We start from the raw sequence: 19,147 nt of genomic DNA, 5'->3' as shown, positions 1-19,147 counted from the left end.
AGGGTGTCGGTCTGCTTGGCGTCGGCGTCGGGGGTGCTGATTTCCACGGACCGGTAGGCGTTGGTCTTGCCGGTTTCCTTGTTCAGCACGGGGGTGATGTCGTTGATGGAGTTGGTGCCGGCCTCGGTGGTGCCCATTTCCTTGGCCATGTCGTCGACGTTGATGTTCTTGCCCTGCACGGACAGGGCGTTTCGGGTGGCGGCGGGTCCGCAGTAGTAGAAGTTCGGCTGGGCTTCGTAGCGCACGCCGAGTTCCCGCTCGCCGTGGCTCTTGCGGTCGGTCTGGGTCTGCGTGGCCGGCTTGCTGGTGGTGGGTGCGGCGAAGGCGGTGGTGACGGGGCCGGCGATGGCGCCTCCGGTGAAGGCGAGGCCGGCGGCGGTCAGGGCGGTCTTACGGATCAGATCGGTACGCATGATGGCGTGCTCCTCTGCATCGGGGGTGTGCCCGCACGGCACTCAACGGGGGGTGGTGCGTGCGGGGGAAGTTCGAGGGGTTCTGCCCGGTGACCCCGCAACGGGGGGTCGGCGTCGGGACAGGGTGTAACCATCCGCGGTGGCAGGCCATTCCGCCTACCCGCCCGGGGTCGGCCGTGGTGGTGCTCGGCCGTGCGGGGGATGTAACCGAGGCGGCCTGGCGGGTGTTCCCGGCGGCTGCCGCGCCCCACGACAGGGACTGTTGCGGTGGTCTGCCAGGTATAACGACCCCGCCCGGCCCACGATTCCGCCGCCGGGGTGGCCCCGACCACCCGACACCCGACGTCAGACCCGACATACGGCCCACCCCGCTCAGCCGGCCAACCGGACATGGCGGCCAGGGTGACCTGATCGACTCGGGTTCCTGAAAGTCGCGGTGTCCGGGTGCCGGGGATGCCCCGACGTCATGAAAGCCGAGTGGATCATGCGGTTCAGCGCGGTTCGCGCGCCCCGTACCGGTCCGAGGCGGGGCAGAACGTGACGCCGGATCGGCCGGCAGCGCTCCGCACGGAACCTCGCGTCCCACCAGGTCGTGCTCGATCCGGGGGGATAGTCCCCTCCCGGCGGCACGAGGCCACCAACTCCCGGATCGAGCACGACCAGGGAGGGCGCGATCGCCCATGAAGGGGGCGAGCGGGGCAGCCCAGCGTGAAAATGGTCGGCCATTCCCGGCCTGCGCCGTTGGCGGGGCCTGGGCCGGGCCGGCGCTGGGGCAGGGTGCCGTGTGGACTGGGCCGGTCTCGGGTAGGCGCCCCGAACGGGCCCTTCATGATGTGTGAATTGGTCCCATTGGTGCGGGCGACAGCGGGATTGCGCCACGCGAGGTTGCGGCGGCGACCAATTCGTGTATTCAACAATGCTCTGCTGCCGGAAGAGTCTTCGCCGCATCCCGCGCCACACCATCGGAAACGGTCGAATTCGAGCGATTCGCACTGTCTGGTCGCCGTATGTTTGCTGCGGCACGACGGGAGGGGTTGCCGCCTTCCGGTGGGCGACGCCGCCGGTACGGCCGCTTATCGCGGAGCGCCAGCGGCCCAATCCTGACCATCGTTGCCAACCGACCAAAATGGTATATCTGCCCTGGATTCGGCCTCAATAAATATTGCCAGAATTGCGTATGGTTAAACGCAGTGGATCTATGTATTGTCTGCCGCAAGACTTCTTGGGCTGCTCTACGGGGGTGCGGCTGTGGTTCTACTTCGTCATGCCTGGCTGGCAAAATTTACGGCCGGCACCCTTTTGGCGGGCGCGATAGCGGTTGTCGGGGCGAGCGGTCAGGCCACCGCTGCCCCCGAATCGAACCCTTGTTCCGCAGCCGCCGCCGACGGTGCGGCAATGGCGCCGTCCGAGGACGCAGCCATCTCGCTCGCACGCACCTGCGACACGGCGGTCGAGGTGCTGGCGGCAGCCTCGGAGACCACGAAGGTCTTCGCGCAACCCTCCGGTGAGCTCACGCTTGAGTCGTGGGCCGAGCCGCAGTGGGCGAAGGTCGGTAGCCGTTGGCGGGGGATCGACACGACGTTGGTGGTCGGCGGCGACGGTCGCGTCCGTCCGGTCGCCTCCACGGCCGACGTGGTCTTCTCCCAGGGCGGGCAAGGCCCGTTCGCCGTCATGACCGGCGCTGGCGCGGACTTCTCGCTCGGGTGGCCGAGCGCGCTGCCGCAGGGCGTCATCGATGGCGACACGATCACCTACCCGAACGTCTACCCGGACGTCGACCTGGTGGTGCGGGCCGAACGCGGGGGCTTCTCGCACCTGCTCGTGGTCAAGAGTGCTGTGGCGGCGAAGAACCCGGCAGTCCGGGAGACGCGGTTCGTCCTCGGCGGATCGGCCGACGTGGCGGTGACCGACAATCGCGTCACCATCTCCGGTCCGGGTGGGTTGTTCGCGGCTGCCCCGCCGGCGATGGCATGGGACTCGACGGCGGCGACTGGTGAGCCCTCCGTCGGGAAGCGGGGTGCCGGGACCCTCGACCCCAGCGGGGAACGCCCCGTGACCAGCTCGAGTGTCCGTGGTCCGTCCGACGCCGCTGCGGTGGCTCGGGTCGACGTTCGTGTCGACGAAGGATCACTCACCGTGGCCGTGGACCCGGCGGTGTTGAGCGGGGGCCAGTTCCCGGTCTTCATCGACCCGAGCTATGACATGAAGTGGGCCAGGTGGGCCCCCGTGAACGATTCCGACCCAGACCGTCAATGGACCTCGGGTAGTTCCTGGCCCCGAGAGGTGGCCCGCGTCGGCTCAAATTGGGACAGCCATGGGGACATCTGGCGGTCGCACTTCTACTTCGACATTTCCGCGATGTCAGGCCGGCGCCTCGTGAATACGACTAGTGTCGACGCGTACCTGGTGCACACGGGGAACTGTACTGAGTCTCTCGGTATCTGGCAGACGAACTCATTGGCAAGCGCCACTCCCAGCTGGAATGGCATGGCCAATACGTGGCTGCATGGAGGCCCGCTGCAGACCAAAACCGTCGGGGCCAACTGCGGTCAGTCGGCCAATTGGCAGAGTTTCAATGGGGCGAACGTCGGCTACCACGTCCAGCGGCACGCCAATGCGGGCGCTGCCTCGATAACCTTCGGTCTCAAGATGGGAAGCGAGAGTGGCGGACACTGGGCCAAATTCGACCCGGCCAACGTCAAGCTGAAGGCAACGTACCAGTCCCGGCCCTCCGCGCCGGTGGCGATCCGCACGTCGCCGGGCGGCAACTGCAGCACGACGTCACCGGGGCCATGGGTCAACGTCCCCACCCCGACGCTCTACGGCAAGGCCAACGACGGCGACGGCTCGGTGAAGGTGCAGTTCGACATCAACGGTCCGACCAACCCCGCTGACCACACCTCGGCGTGGACCACCTCCGGCGTCGAGCGCGGATGGGCCGCCCCCGCTCTCGCCGACGGGGCCTACAACTGGCGGGTGCAGGGTTATGACGACGTGGCTGGCGAGGGCAGCGGCTGGACGGGATACTGCTATTTCCGGGTTGACCACACCGCTCCCACCGCGCCAGTGGTCACCCGCGTTTCGGGCACCCCGGTCGCGGGCGCGCCTGTGACACTCAGCTTCACCTCTGCTGACGCCATGTCCGGCGTCAAGCAGTTCGCCTACGGCATCGGGACCGACGCGATGCAGGCCTTCCAGGCATCCACCGGCACGACGACAGTCACCTTCACCCCGGAGGTCGGCCGAACTGTCGTCTACGTCTGGGCGCAGGACAACGCCGGCAACTACTCGGCACGGACCGCGTTCAACTTCTTCACCGGACGGATCACCCAGGCCCAGCCACAGGCCACCTGGCGGCTCGATGGGAACGGACTCGACGACTCCGGACAGGGACGGAACCTGACTCTCGGCGGTGGGGCCAGCTATGGCACCGACCGTAAGGGAGTCCCGGGTACTGCGCTTGCCGTGGACGGCACGGGCTGCGCGCAAAGTGCGCCAGTGATCCGCACCGACGCGGAGTACACCGTCTCCGGTTGGGTGAACCTGGCCGACAAGTCCTCCCTTCGTACCGTTTTCGCTCAGGTCGGGACGGTACGGCCCTCGTTCTACCTCCTGTACCACCACGTGCGGGATCGCTGGGAGCTGGGCCTGACCGCCGGCGACTTCGAAACGGCCGCCTTCACCGGCATCTATGCGCCGACGTCCACCCCGCTTGGCCAGTGGCAGCATGTGGCGGCCACCGTGGACCCGGTCGCGCGGATGATGCGGTTGTACGTGAATGGACAATTCGCGTCCGAGGGTGAGATCCCGTTCACGCCATGGGACGCGAAGAGCCGCTTCCTCGTCGGTTGTTTCGGGAACGCAGATTCGGAGCTGCACCACCTGATCGGCGAGGTCGATCAGGCCGGCGTCTGGCAGGGTCTGCTCTCCGAGGAACAGATCGCTCGCGCCGCCACCGAACTGCCCGCCGGCCTGGTCGGCGACTGGCAGCTGCGCGGTAGTGGCGCCGAGGCCACTGGCCGATCCTCCGACGCTGTGGTGCCCGAGGGTGCGTCGTGGGTCGAGGACCAGTACGGCCGGGTCGCCTCGGCGATGAAACTGGACGGCTGGAAGCAGTGCGCGGCGACGGACGGGCCCTCGGTGCGCACCGACGAGTCGTTCACTGTGGCGGCGTGGGTCAAGCTGGACGCGGCGGGCCTCGGCAACCAGACGGTCATCGGTCAGGACGGCAATCAGTACAGCGGTTGGTATCTCGGCACCCGGGTGGTGGACGGCACTCATTACTGGGCGATGATGATGATGGATGCCGATACCAACGTTTCCTCGGGGCCGTGGCCAAGATCCCCCAACAGTATCGCTGCCGACGTGGGTAGGTGGACTCATCTGACCGGGGTCTACGACGCCACCGCCCGGCAGATGAGCCTGTACGTCAACGGTGTCCTGGCCTCGTCGGCCCCCAGGGTCGCGACCCCGTGGCAGGCCAACGGCCCCACCACCATCGGCTGTGCTATGTGGTTGGGCAATCCAGTGGATCACGTCCTGGGGGCAGTCAGCGGCGTACAGGCCTGGCAGGGCGCACTCACCGCCGCCCAGGTGGCCACCGCGCACGGAGGTAACCCGGGGGTGAAGCTGGAGGGTCTGTGGCCGCTGGACGGCCCGGCCAGCGACACACCGACCTATCTGACCGACACGTCCGGCAACGGCCGCGACCTGACCATCACCGGCCCGTACGCCTGGGCACGCGATCGGGGCTTCGGTCGGGACGGTGCCCTCGGCCTGGAGTTGGCCGAGAACTCCTGTGCGGAGGCCCCTGGTCCTCTCGTGCGTACCGATGCCTCGTTCACACTGACCGCCTGGGTGCTGCTCGAAAGGACCACCGGGCACCACACGGTGATGTCGCAGATATCCAGTGGCAATACCGGCCTTTATCTCGGCTACCACCCGGGCGCCAATCGATGGCACTTCGGAATGCCGGACTCGCCCGCAGCGAATGCCGCCTGGCACAACTCGGAGTCGCAGCAGCCACCGACGCTCGGCAAGTGGACGCACCTCGCCGGTGTCTACGACCTCGGCGCCGGCAAGGTCCGCCTGTACGTCGACGGAGTCGCGCAGGGCGAGGTTGACGGTCCGGTCACTCCTTGGATGGCGGGCGGACCCACCCTGATCGGTTGCGGCGGGGACACCAGCGGGAGCCGTCACTCGCGGCTCGGTGGTGTCGTCGACGACGTACGGATCTGGACCTCCACGCTTGCCCCGGAACGGATCGCCGACCTCGCCGCTGGCTGATCGTGCCCCGACGGGGTGTGACCTGCCGTCCTCATCACATCGCTTGCACCCGAACTCTCCTGCCTCCCCCCTTGTGTCAGGAAGGTGCCATGTCGCAGCTTCGAACGGCCCTGTCCCGTCCACGCCGGATGATCGCCCTGAGCATGGTCGCGGTGCTGGTGGCATCGACACTGACCGTGGCGCAGCCTGCCGAGGCTGCCGAGGTGCCATCGGGTGACCGCGCGGTGAAGGCTGCCAAGGCGGCTTCGGCCCGCCCGGTGCCCATCGACCGCACACCGCTGCCCGACGACGGTGGCAGGTGGACCACGCCGAAGGACGCCGTGTGGCCAGCGGCCGGGCAGGCGACGTTTGCGGTTGCCGGAAGCCCGGGGAAGAGGGCCAAGGGCCTGGCCGGTCACCTACCCGTCACGGTCTCGGCCGCGCCGGACGCCCAGGCTCCGCAACGAGTTCAGGTGCGGGTGCTGGACGAGCGGCACTCGCGTCGATTGGGCGTCACTGGCCCTGTTGTCGTCGTCGACGGCGATGCGGGAGCGGCTGAGGCGACCTTCGACTACGCCGGAATTCGGCAGTTGTACGGGGCGGGCTGGGGCGAACGGCTGACTCTCAAACGGCTGCCGGCCTGCGCGGTGACCACTCCGCAACTGTCGGACTGTCAGCAGGTCGTGGCGGTGGAGACGACAAACGATGGGACAGCGAAAACCCTGTCGACCGAGCTGGCTCTGTCCGGCGCGGCCCCGATGGTGTTCGCCATCACCGCTGAGGACGCCTCGGCGGAGGGTGACTACAAGGCAACGGACCTGAAGGCGTCCGGGTCGTGGACCGCGGGGGATGGTGCCGGGGGCTTCTCGTACGCCAACCAGGTTCGGCTTCCTCCGGCGGAAGGGCCACTCCCGGAGGTTTCACTCAACTACTCGTCCCAGGTCGTGGATGGCCGGATGGCCGGCGCCAACAACCAGGCCTCGTGGATCGGCGACGGCTGGGAGTACGCGCCCGGCTTCGTCGAACGCACCTACGTCACCTGCACTGATGACCGCGACGCTGTCGCCGGTAAGGATCCGAACAACAAGGACAAGAAGACCGACGACCAGTGCTGGAAGGGTGACTCGCCGAACGTCACCATCTCGCTCAACGGCGTCAACGCCTCCCTCATCAAGGACGACACGACGGGTGTCTGGCGCGCACAGAGCGACAGCAACTGGAAGATCCAACTCGCGGGCACCCCGGCCGCAGCGAGCAGCGCGACGTCCGAGCGTTGGACGGTCACCACGCCGGACGGCACGCAGTACTTCTTCGCCAGCGAGGTCACCTCGGCGAACTCCCGGTGGACGATCCCGGTGTTCGGCAACCATCCGAACGAGGACTGCCACGCCAGCGCGTTCAAGGACTCGTCCTGCAAGCAGGCGTGGCGCTGGATGCTCGACAAGGTTGTGGACGTACACGGCAACACGGTCCGCTACTACTATTCGGCCGGCGAGACGGGCTACTACGGTGCCGCGGGCGACAAGGACAACCGGGTGTCGTTCACCCGGGGCGGAAACCTGGCCAAGATCGAGTACGGATTGCACGCGAATCATCCCACTGTCGCTGCCACCGCTCGGGTGCTCTTCAGCACTGCTGACCGTTGCCTCGTCGCGGAATGCTACAAGGACGGCAAGCCGGTCAAGGCGAACTGGCCGGACGTGCCATGGGACCGGGAGTGCGCCGAGACCCCCTGCACGGACAAGCTGGCACCGGTGTTCTTCAGCACCAAGCGACTCACGAAGGTCACGACGCAGGTACGGACCGGCGCCACTTTCACCGACGTCGAGTCGTGGAGCCTGAGCCATGAGTTCAAGGCACCGAAGGTCGCCGGTTCGGCGTCGCTGTGGCTCAAGGAGCTGGTCCACGCCGGGCACGTCGGCGGCACCGTCACCGACCCGCCGGTGCGGTTCACCGGTGTGGAGTTGGCCAACCGCGCCAATGTTCTGGCCGGGGCGCCCCTGTTCTCTCGGTGGCGGATCCAGAACATCCGCACCGAGTCGGGTGCCGACATTCACGTCACCTACTCGGATGCCGACTGCGACCTGAACGACCTGCCGGGCTCACCGGAGACCAACTCACGGCTCTGTTACCCCGTGTACTGGACCCCGGATGGCTACACGGATCCGAAGCGGGACTGGTTCCACAAGTACGTCGTCACCGAGATCTCCGAGATCGACCGCACCGCCGATCAGCCGGCGATCACGACGCGGTACGAGTACAGCACCGCTGGGGGTGGCACGACCGTCCTCTGGGGCTACGACGACGGCGAGTTCACCAAGAAGAAGCACCGCACGTACGGGCAGTGGCGCGGTTACTCCCAGGTGGTCACCAAGGTCGGTGAGCCGGGTCGGGGCGTACCGCTGACCACCCAGAAGCGGTTCTACCGGGGCCTGCACGACCAGCCGCTCCCCAATGGCACCAGGCGCAGCGTCGAGGTTTCTGACTCGGAGTCCAACAGGTACACCGACCACCCGGCGCTGGCCGGCTCCCCACTCGAGGAGGCGACCCTCGACGGGTCGACCGTCGTCGAGGCGTCCACCACGCAGTACTGGACCCGCCAGACGGCCGCGCGGACCCACACCGGGGGCACCGACCGCGCGTACCTCAGTCGCCCGTCTGTCGAGAAGACCCGCAAGCTGCTCGCGGCGAACAAGTGGGCGCGGACCGAAACCCTTACCACCTCCAACTCCGACGGCCTACCAGAGGTGGTCTCCGACCTGGGCGACACCGGCCGGGCGGGCGATGACACCTGCACCCGCACCACGTACGTCACGAACACCGACAAGTGGATCCGCGAGGCCGTGTCCCGGGTGGAGACGGTCGCCAAGGCCTGCGCTGACGCCCCGTCCCGACCGGCTGACGTCATCTCCGACGTGAAGACCTACCACGACGGATCGGACACTCACGGCTCCGCTCCCAGCAAGGGCCTGGTGACCCGCGAGGACACCCTCGACACCTGGGGGACCGGCCCCAGTTATGCGGTCACGTCCCGTAGTTCCTACGACGCGCTGGGCCGAAAGCTGACCGTTACCGACGCGCGGGGCGGCGTGACCACCACCACCTACACTCCGGCTGGTCCCGGGCCGGTGACCGAAACGGTCACCCTCAACCCACTCCAGCACAAGACGACCACCACCCAGCAGCCGGCCTGGGCCGAACCGACAGTGATCGTCGACGCCAACAACAAGCGCACCGTCCTCGCTCATGACCCGCTCGGCCGGTTGGCCAAGGTGTGGCTCCCAGGCCGCGCTGAGCTGACCCAGACCCCGAACATGGAGTTCGGGTACGTGGTCCGCAACGACGGGCCGCTGGCGGTCACCACCAAGCGACTCGGACCCAACGGCACGTACCTCACCGAGGTTGGTCTCTTCGACTCGCTCTACCGGTCCGTGCAGACGCAGGAGGACGCCCAGGGCGGGCAGCGCCTGGTGGAATCGACCGGCTACAACGACCGGGGCCTGGAGGCGTACAAGTCCGGCCCCAACCACATCACGGGAGCGCCCTCCACCGTCTTCATGCTGCCCACTCTCGGCGGGGATCGCGTGCGGACCGTGTTCAGTCACGACGCGCTGGGTCGGGTGATCAACGAGGGCACCTGGTCGAGCAGCGGCCAGTTGTGGGCGACAGCCACCACCTACGGCGGCAACCCCGATGGCTGGCAGGTCGCCGTCACCCCGCCGCAGGGTGGCACCGCCACCGTCACGATCAGCGACGTCGACGACAAAACGACCGAGCTGCGGCAGTATCACGGCGCGACCCCGAGCGGTGGCTTCGACGCCACGACCTACACCTACACCCCGCGTGGCGACCTGGCGAGCGTGACGAATTCGGCGGGGAAGGTCTGGCGCTACGAGTACGACCTGCGCGGCCGGGAGGTGAAGACCACCGACCCGGACAAGGGGGAAACCACCCTCACCTACGACAACGCGGACGACGTGACGTCGTCCACCAACACGTTGGACGAGGTGGTCTCCACCGAGTACGACGCCCTGGGGCGGCAAAAGCTCCGTCGGGTCAACGGTCAGCTGACCGCCGACTGGACGTACGACACAGTCGCGAAGGGGCACCTGACCAAGCAGCGCTCGATCGTCGGCGGGCATCAGTTCACCCGCGAGGTGTTCGCCTACAGCAGCGCGTACCAGGTCGCCGACGAGGAGTCGGTGGTGCCGGCCATGCCCGGCCTGGAGGGTGCCGCCGGCACCTATGTCTCCACCTACACGTACAAGGCCGACGGCTCACCCGACCGGATGAACGTTCCGAAGGTCGGCGCGCTCGAGCGGGAGACGATCGCCCACACCTACGACGACCTGGGCAACGTGACCCGACTGGTCGGCACCTCGTACCCGTCGGGGACGAACACCGTCTACGTCGACACCGCCACCTTCTCGCCCTACGGCGAGGTGCTGAGCCGCAAGCTCGGCGTCGACAACAAGCCGCAGGCCTACCAGACGTACGTCTACGACGACGTCACCCGTCGGCTCCAAGAGTTCTATTTCGACCGCGACGCCACGGTGACCAACGTCGCCGCGCTCAGCTACCGCTACGACCCGGCGGGCAACGTGCTGTCGATGGCCAACCGGCCGCTGGACAACGCTGACAACCCGCGGCCCGCCGACAGCGACGTCCAGTGCATGAAGTACGACTACCTGCGGCGACTCACTCAGGCGTGGACGCAGGCGCTTCCCACCTGCGCGGACGGGGTGACGGCCGGGGACGTGGGCGGCGTCTCCCCGTACTGGAAGTCGTACGAGTACCACAAGTCGGGCTCCCGGAGCGCGGTGACCGACAAGCGCACCGGCGTGACCTCAAGCTACGGCTACGGCCAGGAGGGCGCCGACAAGCCGCAGGCAGTGCGGACTGTGACAACTGGCGAGCGGGTCGATCATTACGACTGGGACGACACCGGCAACCTCACCTACCGACGGGTCGACGGGGTCAGCGAGACCCTCGACTGGAGCCCGCAGGGCAAGCTCACCGAAATCACCGGACCCGCCGGCACCACGCGGATGGTCTACGACGTCGACGGCAACCGGATCGCCCGGATCGATCCGAACGGCCAGGCCACGGTGTTCGTCGCCGGGCACGAGCTGAGCGTCGCGGGGCAGGACAAGACGGCGACCCGCTACTACGACCACGCTGGTGACACTGTCGCCTCCCGCACGTCGTCCACTGCCACCGGTTCAAAGGACGTCGTCTGGCTGGCATCCGACCAGCACGACTCGGCGAACTGGGCGGTCAACTCGGTCACCCGGGTCGACACGATCAGATACTCCGACCCGTACGGCAACTCGCGTTCCGGCGGCGTTGGTGGCACGTGGCCCTCGGGACAGCGTGGCTTCGTCGGCGGTATCAGCGACCCGACCGGGCTGTCGCTGCTCGGCGCCCGGTTCTACGACGCGGCGCTCGGCGCGTTCATCTCGGTGGATCCGGAGACGGACGAGTACGACCCGCAGCGCCTGCACCCGTACGCGTACGCCAACAACAACCCGGTCACGTTCGCCGACCCGGACGGCCTCTTCTTCGGCAAGATCAAGAACGCGGCGAGCCGGGCCGGAAACGCGGTGGCCAGCGCCACCAAGTCGGCGGCCAGGGCCGTGGTCAACAACGCGGGCACCATCTCGACGGTCGCCAGCACGGTGGCGATGGTGGCCGCCGTGCTGCCACCACCGGCGCAGGTGGTGGCGGTCGCCGCCGGTGCGGTGGCCGCGGTGGCGGGGGCGATCGACACCGCCAAGACCTGCGCGGGCGGGGACACCGCGGGCTGTGCCATGGGCATCGCCTCGATGGTCCCGGGAGTCCGGCAGGCCAAGACCGCCGCGCGAGGTGCCGGCGCGGTGAAGAACGCCGCCAAGAACAGGCCGGACCCCCTCGACAGCTGTCTGACCCCCAACAGCTTCCTGCCAGGCACCTCCGTGCTGATGGCGGATGGTACGTACAAGGCCATCGAGAAGATCGCGATCGATGACGTGGTGCGGGCCGTGGACCCGGAGACCGGCGAGGAGGGGGCCCGCCCGGTCACCGCATTGATCACCGGTGTCGGAGACAAGCAGCTCGTCGAGATCAGCGTCGACTCGGACCGGGACAGCAGGGCCGACGGCACCCTGACCGCCACCGACGGGCACCCGTTCTGGGCCGACAACCGGCGGGAATGGCTGAGCGCGGAGGCCCTGCGGCCAGGCGACGTGTTGTTGAATCCCGACGGAGTTCGGGTCAGTGTGATCGCGGTCGTCGCGTACGGTGCTGTCGCGACCGTCCACAACCTCACTGTCGACGACATCCACACCTACCTCGTACGAGCAGGCGACGACCCGGTCCTCGTTCACAACTGCGGGGGCAAGCATCGTGCCAAGGGAAAGTCCAGCCAGGACGCGGACTACGAGCCCACTCACGGCCGGGAACTGCGCAGTCACGGGTCAACGAGTCTCGCCATGCGACTGCTGCCCCCCTGGGTACGCGCAGGGCTCAACGGAGCCGTCGAGGGCGCCTCGGAGGTCTACGACAAGAGCGTCTACAGCAAGCTCCTGGGTTGGCTGCCCTCCAACCATTGGTCCAAGCAGGCGGCGGAGTACGGGGGTCGGGCCTACTACGCGGCCCGCACCGCGAAGAAGAGTTATCGGGCTGGCGGTGGGGGCTACGCTGCACACCGCAAGCCCAAGGTCTATCGCGGGACGCACCGTTACTCTCCGCAGCATCGGGTCACGTACAACCCGTTGAAGATGACGGGTATCTAGCCACGGTCGGCCAGCCAACCAGGCACTTGATCAGGGTGCGGGGGACGGGGGGGATCGTGTCCGTCACGATCGGCGGTGGCCTCTACGCGGTGCTACGCCGTGCCGCAGACGAGGCTGCCCGGCTCAAGCAGGTCAGCATCGGCTCCGACGACCTCCTCTTCGCGCTGTTGGGTCGGTATCCGCGGCTGCGCCCGGCGGTTCCGGTACGGGCACAACCGCGGGAGCCGGCAGCCTCGGATGCCACGGACGACGTGTTCGGGCTGTCGGTCGAGGTCACGTTCGAGCTGGTTCGAGCGCAGCGCGAGGCGTACTGGCGCTCATTCGGGTGGCCGGGTCCGGCCGTTGACCGACTCGCCCGAGCAGTCGGGTGGGAGCTCGAGGCAGAGTCCGTGCTACGGATGGCCGCTCAACTGGCCCTACACCGTCAGGCTCGGTGGGTGGGCAGCGATCACCTGCTGGAGACGCTTCTGGAGGGGCCTGGTGACCGGGCCCAACGTTACGTCGACCTGGATCGTCTGATCCCTGGTCGGCTCGACGACGCGGTGGCGCAAATCTGGCCCCGGGGTGACCAGGAGCCGCCGTGGTTGGGGTTGGCCGCACCACTGCGGCAGCTCGGGGTGCTCACCGGGCCCGGCGCCGGGGCCGTGCGGAGCGGGCGGCTGGCGACGCGCCTGATCTCCTCGGCCAGCCGGTTGTTCAGCCAGACCACGCCCGCGCTTGGCTGGTTGGAGTTGGAGGCGGTGGCCGAGACGGTACGTGTCGGACACGACCGCACCTCGCCGGCCCATCTGATCCTGGCGGTGTTGGTGCTGGAGGAAGAGATGCGCGCGGGGGAGCTGCGTCCCGCAGGACCCTCCGGCAGCGGGAACGAAGCCCTGCTCGATCATGTCGGGCTCACGCGGCAGGAAGCAGGTCTCGTCGTGGCGGCGGCGAGATACGGCGGGGAGTTCGCCGGGCCGCGACCCAAGCGGGCCTGGCGCACCGACCGGACCAACCCGCCGTGGACAGTGGCGGCGGCCCGGATCGCCGAGCGTGCGCGTGAGCTGAGCACCCTCGGCGCCCGACTGCCGGCCGGCAGCATCCACCTGCTGCACGCTGCGCTGACCGACCCGGACGAGGAGGCCCGGCGGTTGCTCACTGAGCTGGGCGTAGACCCGTCAGTGGTTCGCGACCTGGCGGCTCGCCGTCTCGGCCTGGTCCAACCATGAGCTTGCGCTGCCGGTGTCGCTAGCGATCGGACGTCGTCCCGCTGGTCGCGCCGCGCGGTGCGGGAAGTGCCGGCCTCGTGGGCCAGGGGATCTCGGGCGCGCGGTGGAAGGTGATCCCGGCCGTCGTCCAGCGTGGGCCCTGGCCGGCCAGGCGGTCGCGGAAGCCGGCCCAGTCGTGGCTCGCCCGGGGTGACCAGCCCAACTCGGCGATGGCCGGGAGGCGGGGCAGGAGCAGCAGTTCGATGTCGGCCAGCGAGGTGACCGATTCGGTCCAGAGTGGGGCCTCCACACCGAGAACCGCTTCGGCGGGTACGCCGACTACGTGCGTACCCGGATCCCAGTCGTACGCCTTCCGCACGTCGATGAGGCCGGCCCAGTCGTGCCCGATCGGGGTGTCCGGGGCGTACTTCATGTCCAGGTAGGCGTGGTTGCCGGGGGAGACGATCAGCCGAGCGCCCCTGCGTACCGCTTCGGCGGTGGTGTGGTCTTCGCCGCTCGTGCCCCACCACTGCAGGACCCGCCCGTCGAGGTGGGCGGCCGGCGCGAGCTGGTGCCAGCCGACGACGGTCTTGCCGAGGTCGGCCACGATGCGCTGGACCCGCTCGACGAAACCGGTGTAGACCTCGCCCTTCACCTTGAACGCCTCGTCGCCGCCGATGTGCAGCCAGGGGCCGGGGGTGAGCGCGGCAACCTCGCCCAACACGTCGGCGACGAAGTCGTACGTCCGCTCGTCGGCCGGGTCGACGTAGCTGAAGCCGACCTCGGTGCCGGTGTACGGCGGCGGGGCGATCTTGTCCGGCGCCAGCTCCGGGTACGCGACCAGCGCCGAGTTGGTGTGCCCGGGGAGGTCGATCTCCGGAACGACTGTGATGTGGCGGGCTGCCGCGTAGGCGACGATCCGCTGGTAGTCGGCCTTCGTGTAGTGCCCGCCGGGGCCGCCGCCGACCTCGGTCGTCCCGCCGACGGTGGTCAGCCTCGGCCAGGATTCGACGGCGATCCGCCAACCCTGGTCGTCGGTGAGGTGCAGGTGCAGGTGGTTGAGCTTGTAGCGGGCCAGGTGGTCGACCACCCGCAGCACGTCCTCGACGGCGAAGAAGTGCCGCGCGACGTCGAGCATCGCGCCCCGGTAGGGGAACCGGGGTGCGTCGGTGATGGTCCCGCCGGGCAGCGCCCAGCGTTCGGTGACCGGGCTGGGGCTCTCGATCCCCGCTGGCAACAGTTGGCGCAGCGTCTGTACGCCGTAGAAGAGGCCCGCGGCGGTGGTGGCGGTGACGCGTACTCCGTCGGTGGCGATGTCGAGGCGGTAGCCCTCCGCGCCGAGGTCGGCGCTGTAGCCCTCCGCCCCGAGGTCGGCGCTGCCGTCGAGCACGAGCGCGATGCCACCGGCGGGCTCCGGCGTGGTGGCGTCGGTGACCGGCAGCGGGTAGCCGGTGGCCGGACGCAGGAGCTGGGCGAGCTGCTCGGCGACAGCCAACGCGGCGGGGTCGGCGCTGGCCACGACGACCGCGTCGGCCGGGAGCGCCCAGTCGGCGGTCGGGTCCGGCTGGACCTGGTGGGGGGCGGGCACGACGTCGGCCAGCCGGTGCGGGGCCGCCGGGGCGAGCAGGGTGCCCGCTGTCTGCTCGGCCGCGCGGGCCAGCGTGGCCGCGTCCGGTTCACCTGCTGAGAGCGGCGTGGGGACGGCGGTGGGGCCGGGGGAGGAGGTGGTCGACACGGCGGCGACTCCGGGGGGTGTATTCGCGTCGGTTATGGCAAAAGTGAGGTTCACCGGCTGGCGTGGCGTCAAGCGTACGACGCTCGGCCGGGATGCGTGATGGTGCGCATGGAAGCGTTCCCAAAAACCGGTACGAACACGGATAGTCGTGATGGCTGTGCCAATTGTCACCGAACGGTCCCAGGTCACTCGATGTTCGCTTAACCTTCGCCCACCGATCGACGTCGACCCCGGGATTGCCGGCGGTCCGTCCCGGGGAAGAAGAAAACTGAACCTTCGTTAAGTGTCAATCCGGCGCGTGTGTTGTGGAGGCTCTGGTGGCAGCGCAAGAGACCGTCGATCACAAGTACGTCTACGACTTCTCCGAAGGCAACAAGGAACTCAAGGAGCTGCTCGGCGGCAAGGGGGCAAACCTCGCCGAGATGACCAACCTGGGCCTGCCCGTCCCGCCCGGCTTCACCATCACCACCGAGGCGTGCCAGGCGTACCTCGCGACGGGACGGGAACCGGACGGGCTCGCCGGTCAGATCGAGGCGCACCTGGAATCGCTGGAGCGCACGATGGGCAAGCGCCTCGGTGACCCGCAGGACCCACTGCTGGTCTCCGTCCGCTCCGGTGCCAAGTTCTCCATGCCCGGCATGATGGAGACCGTCCTCAACGTCGGTCTCAACGACCAGAGCGTGGTCGGGCTCTCCGCGCAGGCGGGACAGAACGACAGGTTCGCCTGGGACTCCTACCGGCGACTCATCCAGATGTTCGGCAAGACCGTCTGCGAGGTGCCGGGCGAGGAGTTCGAGCACGCGCTCGACGAGGCCAAGCGCGCCAAGGGCACCCACAACGACCTGGATCTGGACGCCGACGACCTGCGTGGGCTGGTCGACGCGTACAAGAAGATCTTCTTGAAGCACACCGGCCGGGAGTTCCCGCAGCAGCCACGCGAACAGCTCGACCTGGCCATCCGGGCGGTCTTCGAGTCGTGGAACGCCGAGCGCGCGGTGCTCTACCGCCGCCAGGAGCGCATCCCGGCCGACCTGGGCACCGCTGTCAACGTGGTGACAATGGTCTTCGGCAACCTCGGCCCGGATTCCGGCACCGGTGTCGCGTTCACCCGTGACCCGGCCAGCGGCGCGCAGGGCATCTACGGCGACTACCTGGCCAACGCCCAGGGTGAGGACGTGGTCGCCGGCATCCGCAACACAGTGCCGTTGCAGGAGTTGGAGCAGCTCGACAAGGCCTCCTACGACGAGCTGCTCGGCATCATGGCCCGGCTGGAGGAGCACTACAAGGACCTCTGCGACATCGAATTCACCATCGAACGCGGCAAGCTGTGGATGTTGCAGACCCGGGTGGGCAAGCGCACCGCCGCCGCCGCGTTCGTCATCGCCGGGCAACTGGTCGACGAGGGCCTGATCGACCTGGACGAGGCGCTACACCGGGTCAACGGCGCGCAACTGGCCCAGCTGATGTTCCCGCGCTTCCAGCTCGACCACGAGTTCCAACCGGTCGCCAAGGGCATCGGCGCATCGCCCGGCGCGGCGTCCGGCACCGTGGTCTTCACCTCCGCCCGAGCCGTCGAGCTGGCCGCCGAGGGCAAGTCGGTGATCCTGGTGCGCCGGGAGACCAACCCGGACGACCTGAACGGCATGATCGCCGCGCAGGGCATCCTCACCTCACGCGGCGGCAAGACCAGCCACGCCGCGGTGGTGGCCCGGGGCATGGGCAAGACCTGCGTCTCCGGCGCCGACGAGATCGAGGTGAACGTCCCGGCGAAGCGCTTCACAGTGGCCGGGCACACCGTCACCGAGGGCGACGTGGTGTCCATCGACGGCACCACCGGCAAGGTCTACCTCGGCGAGGTGCCGGTCATGCCCTCAGAGGTCGTGCAGTACTTCGAGGGCAGCCTCGACCCCGAGCACATCGACAACGCGCTGGTCCGAGCCGTACACCGGATCATGACGCACGCCGACGGGAAGCGGCGGCTCGCGGTCCGCACGAACGCCGACACCGGCGCGGACGCCGCTCGGGCCCGGCGCTTCGGCGCCGAGGGCATCGGGCTGTGCCGCACCGAGCACATGTTCCTCGGCGACCGGCGGGAGCTGGTCGAGCGGCTGATCCTGGCCCGGGCCCCGGGCGAGCGGGAGGCGGCGCTGGCGGCGCTGCTGCCGTTGCAGCGGGCCGACTTCGAGGAGATCTTCCGCGAGATGGACGGCCTGCCTGTCACCGTCCGGCTCATCGACCCGCCGCTGCACGAGTTCCTGCCGCCGTTGGAGCAGCTCGCCGTCAACGTGGCTGTCGCCCAGGAACGCGGCGAGGACGTGGCCAAGGAGGAGGCGCTGCTCGCCGCCGTCCGGCGGATGCACGAGGAGAACCCGATGCTCGGGCTTCGGGGCGTACGCCTCGGCCTGGTCATCCCCGGCCTGTTCGCGATGCAGGTCAGGGCCATCGCCGAGGCGGCTGTCAGTTGCGCCCGCAACGGGGGCGTGGCCAAGCCGGAGATCATGGTGCCGCTGGTCGGGGCGGTCCAGGAGCTGGAGACGGTCCGCGCCGAGGCCGAGAAGATCATCGCCGAGGTGGTCGGGGACAGCGGCGTCGAGGTGCTGATCGGCACCATGATCGAGGTGCCCCGAGCGGCGCTGACCGCTGGGCAGATCGCCGAGGCGGCCGAGTTCTTCTCCTTCGGCACCAACGACCTGACCCAGATGGGCTGGGGCTTCTCCCGCGACGACGTCGAGGGCGCGTTCTTCTGGCGCTACCTGGAGTTGGGCATCTTCGGCATCTCGCCGTTCGAGTCGATCGACCGCGACGGCGTCGGTCGGCTGGTGCGGATCGCCGCCGAGGAGGGCCGGGCCGCCCGCCCCGGGCTGAAGCTCGGTGTCTGCGGTGAGCACGGCGGTGACCCGGACTCGGTGCACTTCTTCCACGAGGTCGGCCTGGACTACGTGTCCTGTTCGCCGTTCCGGGTGCCGGTGGCCCGGCTGGAGGCCGGCCGGGCGGTGGTGGAGACCGGCGGGTCGGACAGCCGCTGACGCACGTCGGCGGCGGCTGGTCACCCGGCCGCCGCCGGCGCTCAGATCGGCGGACGACGCCAGGTCGGCCGGACCGGGCGGCCCAACTGCGTCGGCAGTGTCGCCATCGGGGTACGCACGGCGAGTGGCGCGTGCGCGTCCGGAACAGCCGTGGCGCCGATGCCGCCGCCGCGAACGTCCAGGAACGACCCCGCCCGACGGGCCACCGCCCGCGCCTCCTCGTGCAGCGCCTCCAGGTCACCCGCCGCCGACATGGTGACGAGGGTCAGCAGGGCGCTGCGCCCGGCCGGATAGGTGACCACGCAGCCTGCCGTGGTGCACACGACCGACTCCCGGAACTCACCCTGCCGGACGGTGTCGGCCACCCGGTGCCCGAGCCCGAAACTCGCGGCGGCCAGCGCGGCGAGATGGGTGGCGTCGGTGCTGGGTAGGTCGCTGGAGATGAGCAGGCCGTCGGTGCCCGCGAGCACCGTGCCGGCGATGTCGGGTCGGCGTTGGCGCAGCCCACGAAGCTCCGTTCCCATCACCGTGTCTGCGTCCACGAGCGATACCCCTCACCGGTCGGCTCTGCGTGTCAGTCGGATGGTTACTTTCCGCGCTGGGAACGCTACCGGTGGCGACTTCCGGCCGCGAGCCCGTAACCCTCGGCGATCGGTCGGCAACTGGGGGCCAATCGGTGGTTGTGTGCAGTTCGTCGATGCGTCGTGAGCCTGTCGAGCAGTGGTGGCGGGCGTAATCTTGGCTCGCT

At 68.8% G+C, this 19,147-nt stretch carries 7 protein-coding genes; 4 read left to right on the top strand and 3 right to left on the bottom strand.

Going from position 1 to position 19,147, the window contains the following annotated elements:
• Nucleotides 1-413: C39 family peptidase (locus AB0C19_RS08865; protein WP_357181590.1), on the bottom strand; the 413-nt coding region annotated here is incomplete at its 3' end.
• 1,248 nt (nucleotides 414-1,661) lie between these two features.
• Between AB0C19_RS08865 and AB0C19_RS08860 the strand changes: the two genes are divergently transcribed.
• From AB0C19_RS08860 to AB0C19_RS08850, 3 genes are all read left to right on the top strand, one after another.
• Nucleotides 1,662-5,699, top strand: coding sequence for a LamG domain-containing protein (locus AB0C19_RS08860; RefSeq protein ID WP_357181587.1), 4,038 nt, complete (start codon nucleotides 1,662-1,664; stop codon nucleotides 5,697-5,699).
• A gap of 89 nt (nucleotides 5,700-5,788) precedes the next feature.
• Entirely contained in the window at nucleotides 5,789-12,451 is a 6,663-nt protein-coding gene (locus AB0C19_RS08855; RefSeq protein ID WP_357181583.1) for a polymorphic toxin-type HINT domain-containing protein, read from the top strand.
• Nucleotides 12,452-12,507: 56 nt separating this feature from the next.
• Nucleotides 12,508-13,659, top strand: coding sequence for a Clp protease N-terminal domain-containing protein (locus AB0C19_RS08850; protein WP_357181580.1), 1,152 nt, complete (start codon nucleotides 12,508-12,510; stop codon nucleotides 13,657-13,659).
• A 19-nt stretch (nucleotides 13,660-13,678) separates the two neighbouring features.
• Here the strand turns inward: AB0C19_RS08850 and AB0C19_RS08845 are convergent, their stop codons facing one another.
• Nucleotides 13,679-15,373 carry a beta-N-acetylhexosaminidase gene (locus tag AB0C19_RS08845; protein ID WP_357181577.1) on the bottom strand — a complete coding sequence of 565 codons (1,695 nt, stop codon included), beginning with the start codon at nucleotides 15,371-15,373 and terminating at the stop codon, nucleotides 13,679-13,681.
• Nucleotides 15,374-15,690: 317 nt separating this feature from the next.
• On the opposite strand from AB0C19_RS08845, the gene ppdK reads away from it, so the two are divergent.
• On the top strand, nucleotides 15,691-18,399 hold the full coding sequence (gene ppdK / locus AB0C19_RS08840; RefSeq protein ID WP_357181574.1) for a pyruvate, phosphate dikinase: 2,709 nt from the start codon (nucleotides 15,691-15,693) through the stop codon (nucleotides 18,397-18,399).
• 41 nt (nucleotides 18,400-18,440) lie between these two features.
• Here ppdK and AB0C19_RS08835 read toward each other — a convergent pair whose 3' ends face one another.
• Nucleotides 18,441-18,941, bottom strand: a complete 501-nt coding sequence (locus AB0C19_RS08835; protein ID WP_357181571.1) for a roadblock/LC7 domain-containing protein — start codon at nucleotides 18,939-18,941, stop codon at nucleotides 18,441-18,443.
• Nucleotides 18,942-19,147 lie beyond the last annotated feature (206 nt).

The sequence above is a fragment of the Micromonospora sp. NPDC048842 genome (assembly GCF_040649935.1).
Lineage (GTDB): Bacteria > Actinomycetota > Actinomycetes > Mycobacteriales > Micromonosporaceae > Micromonospora > Micromonospora hortensis.
The sequence above is the reverse complement of the archived record's forward strand: the minus strand, read 5'-3'. Positions and strand labels throughout refer to the sequence as shown.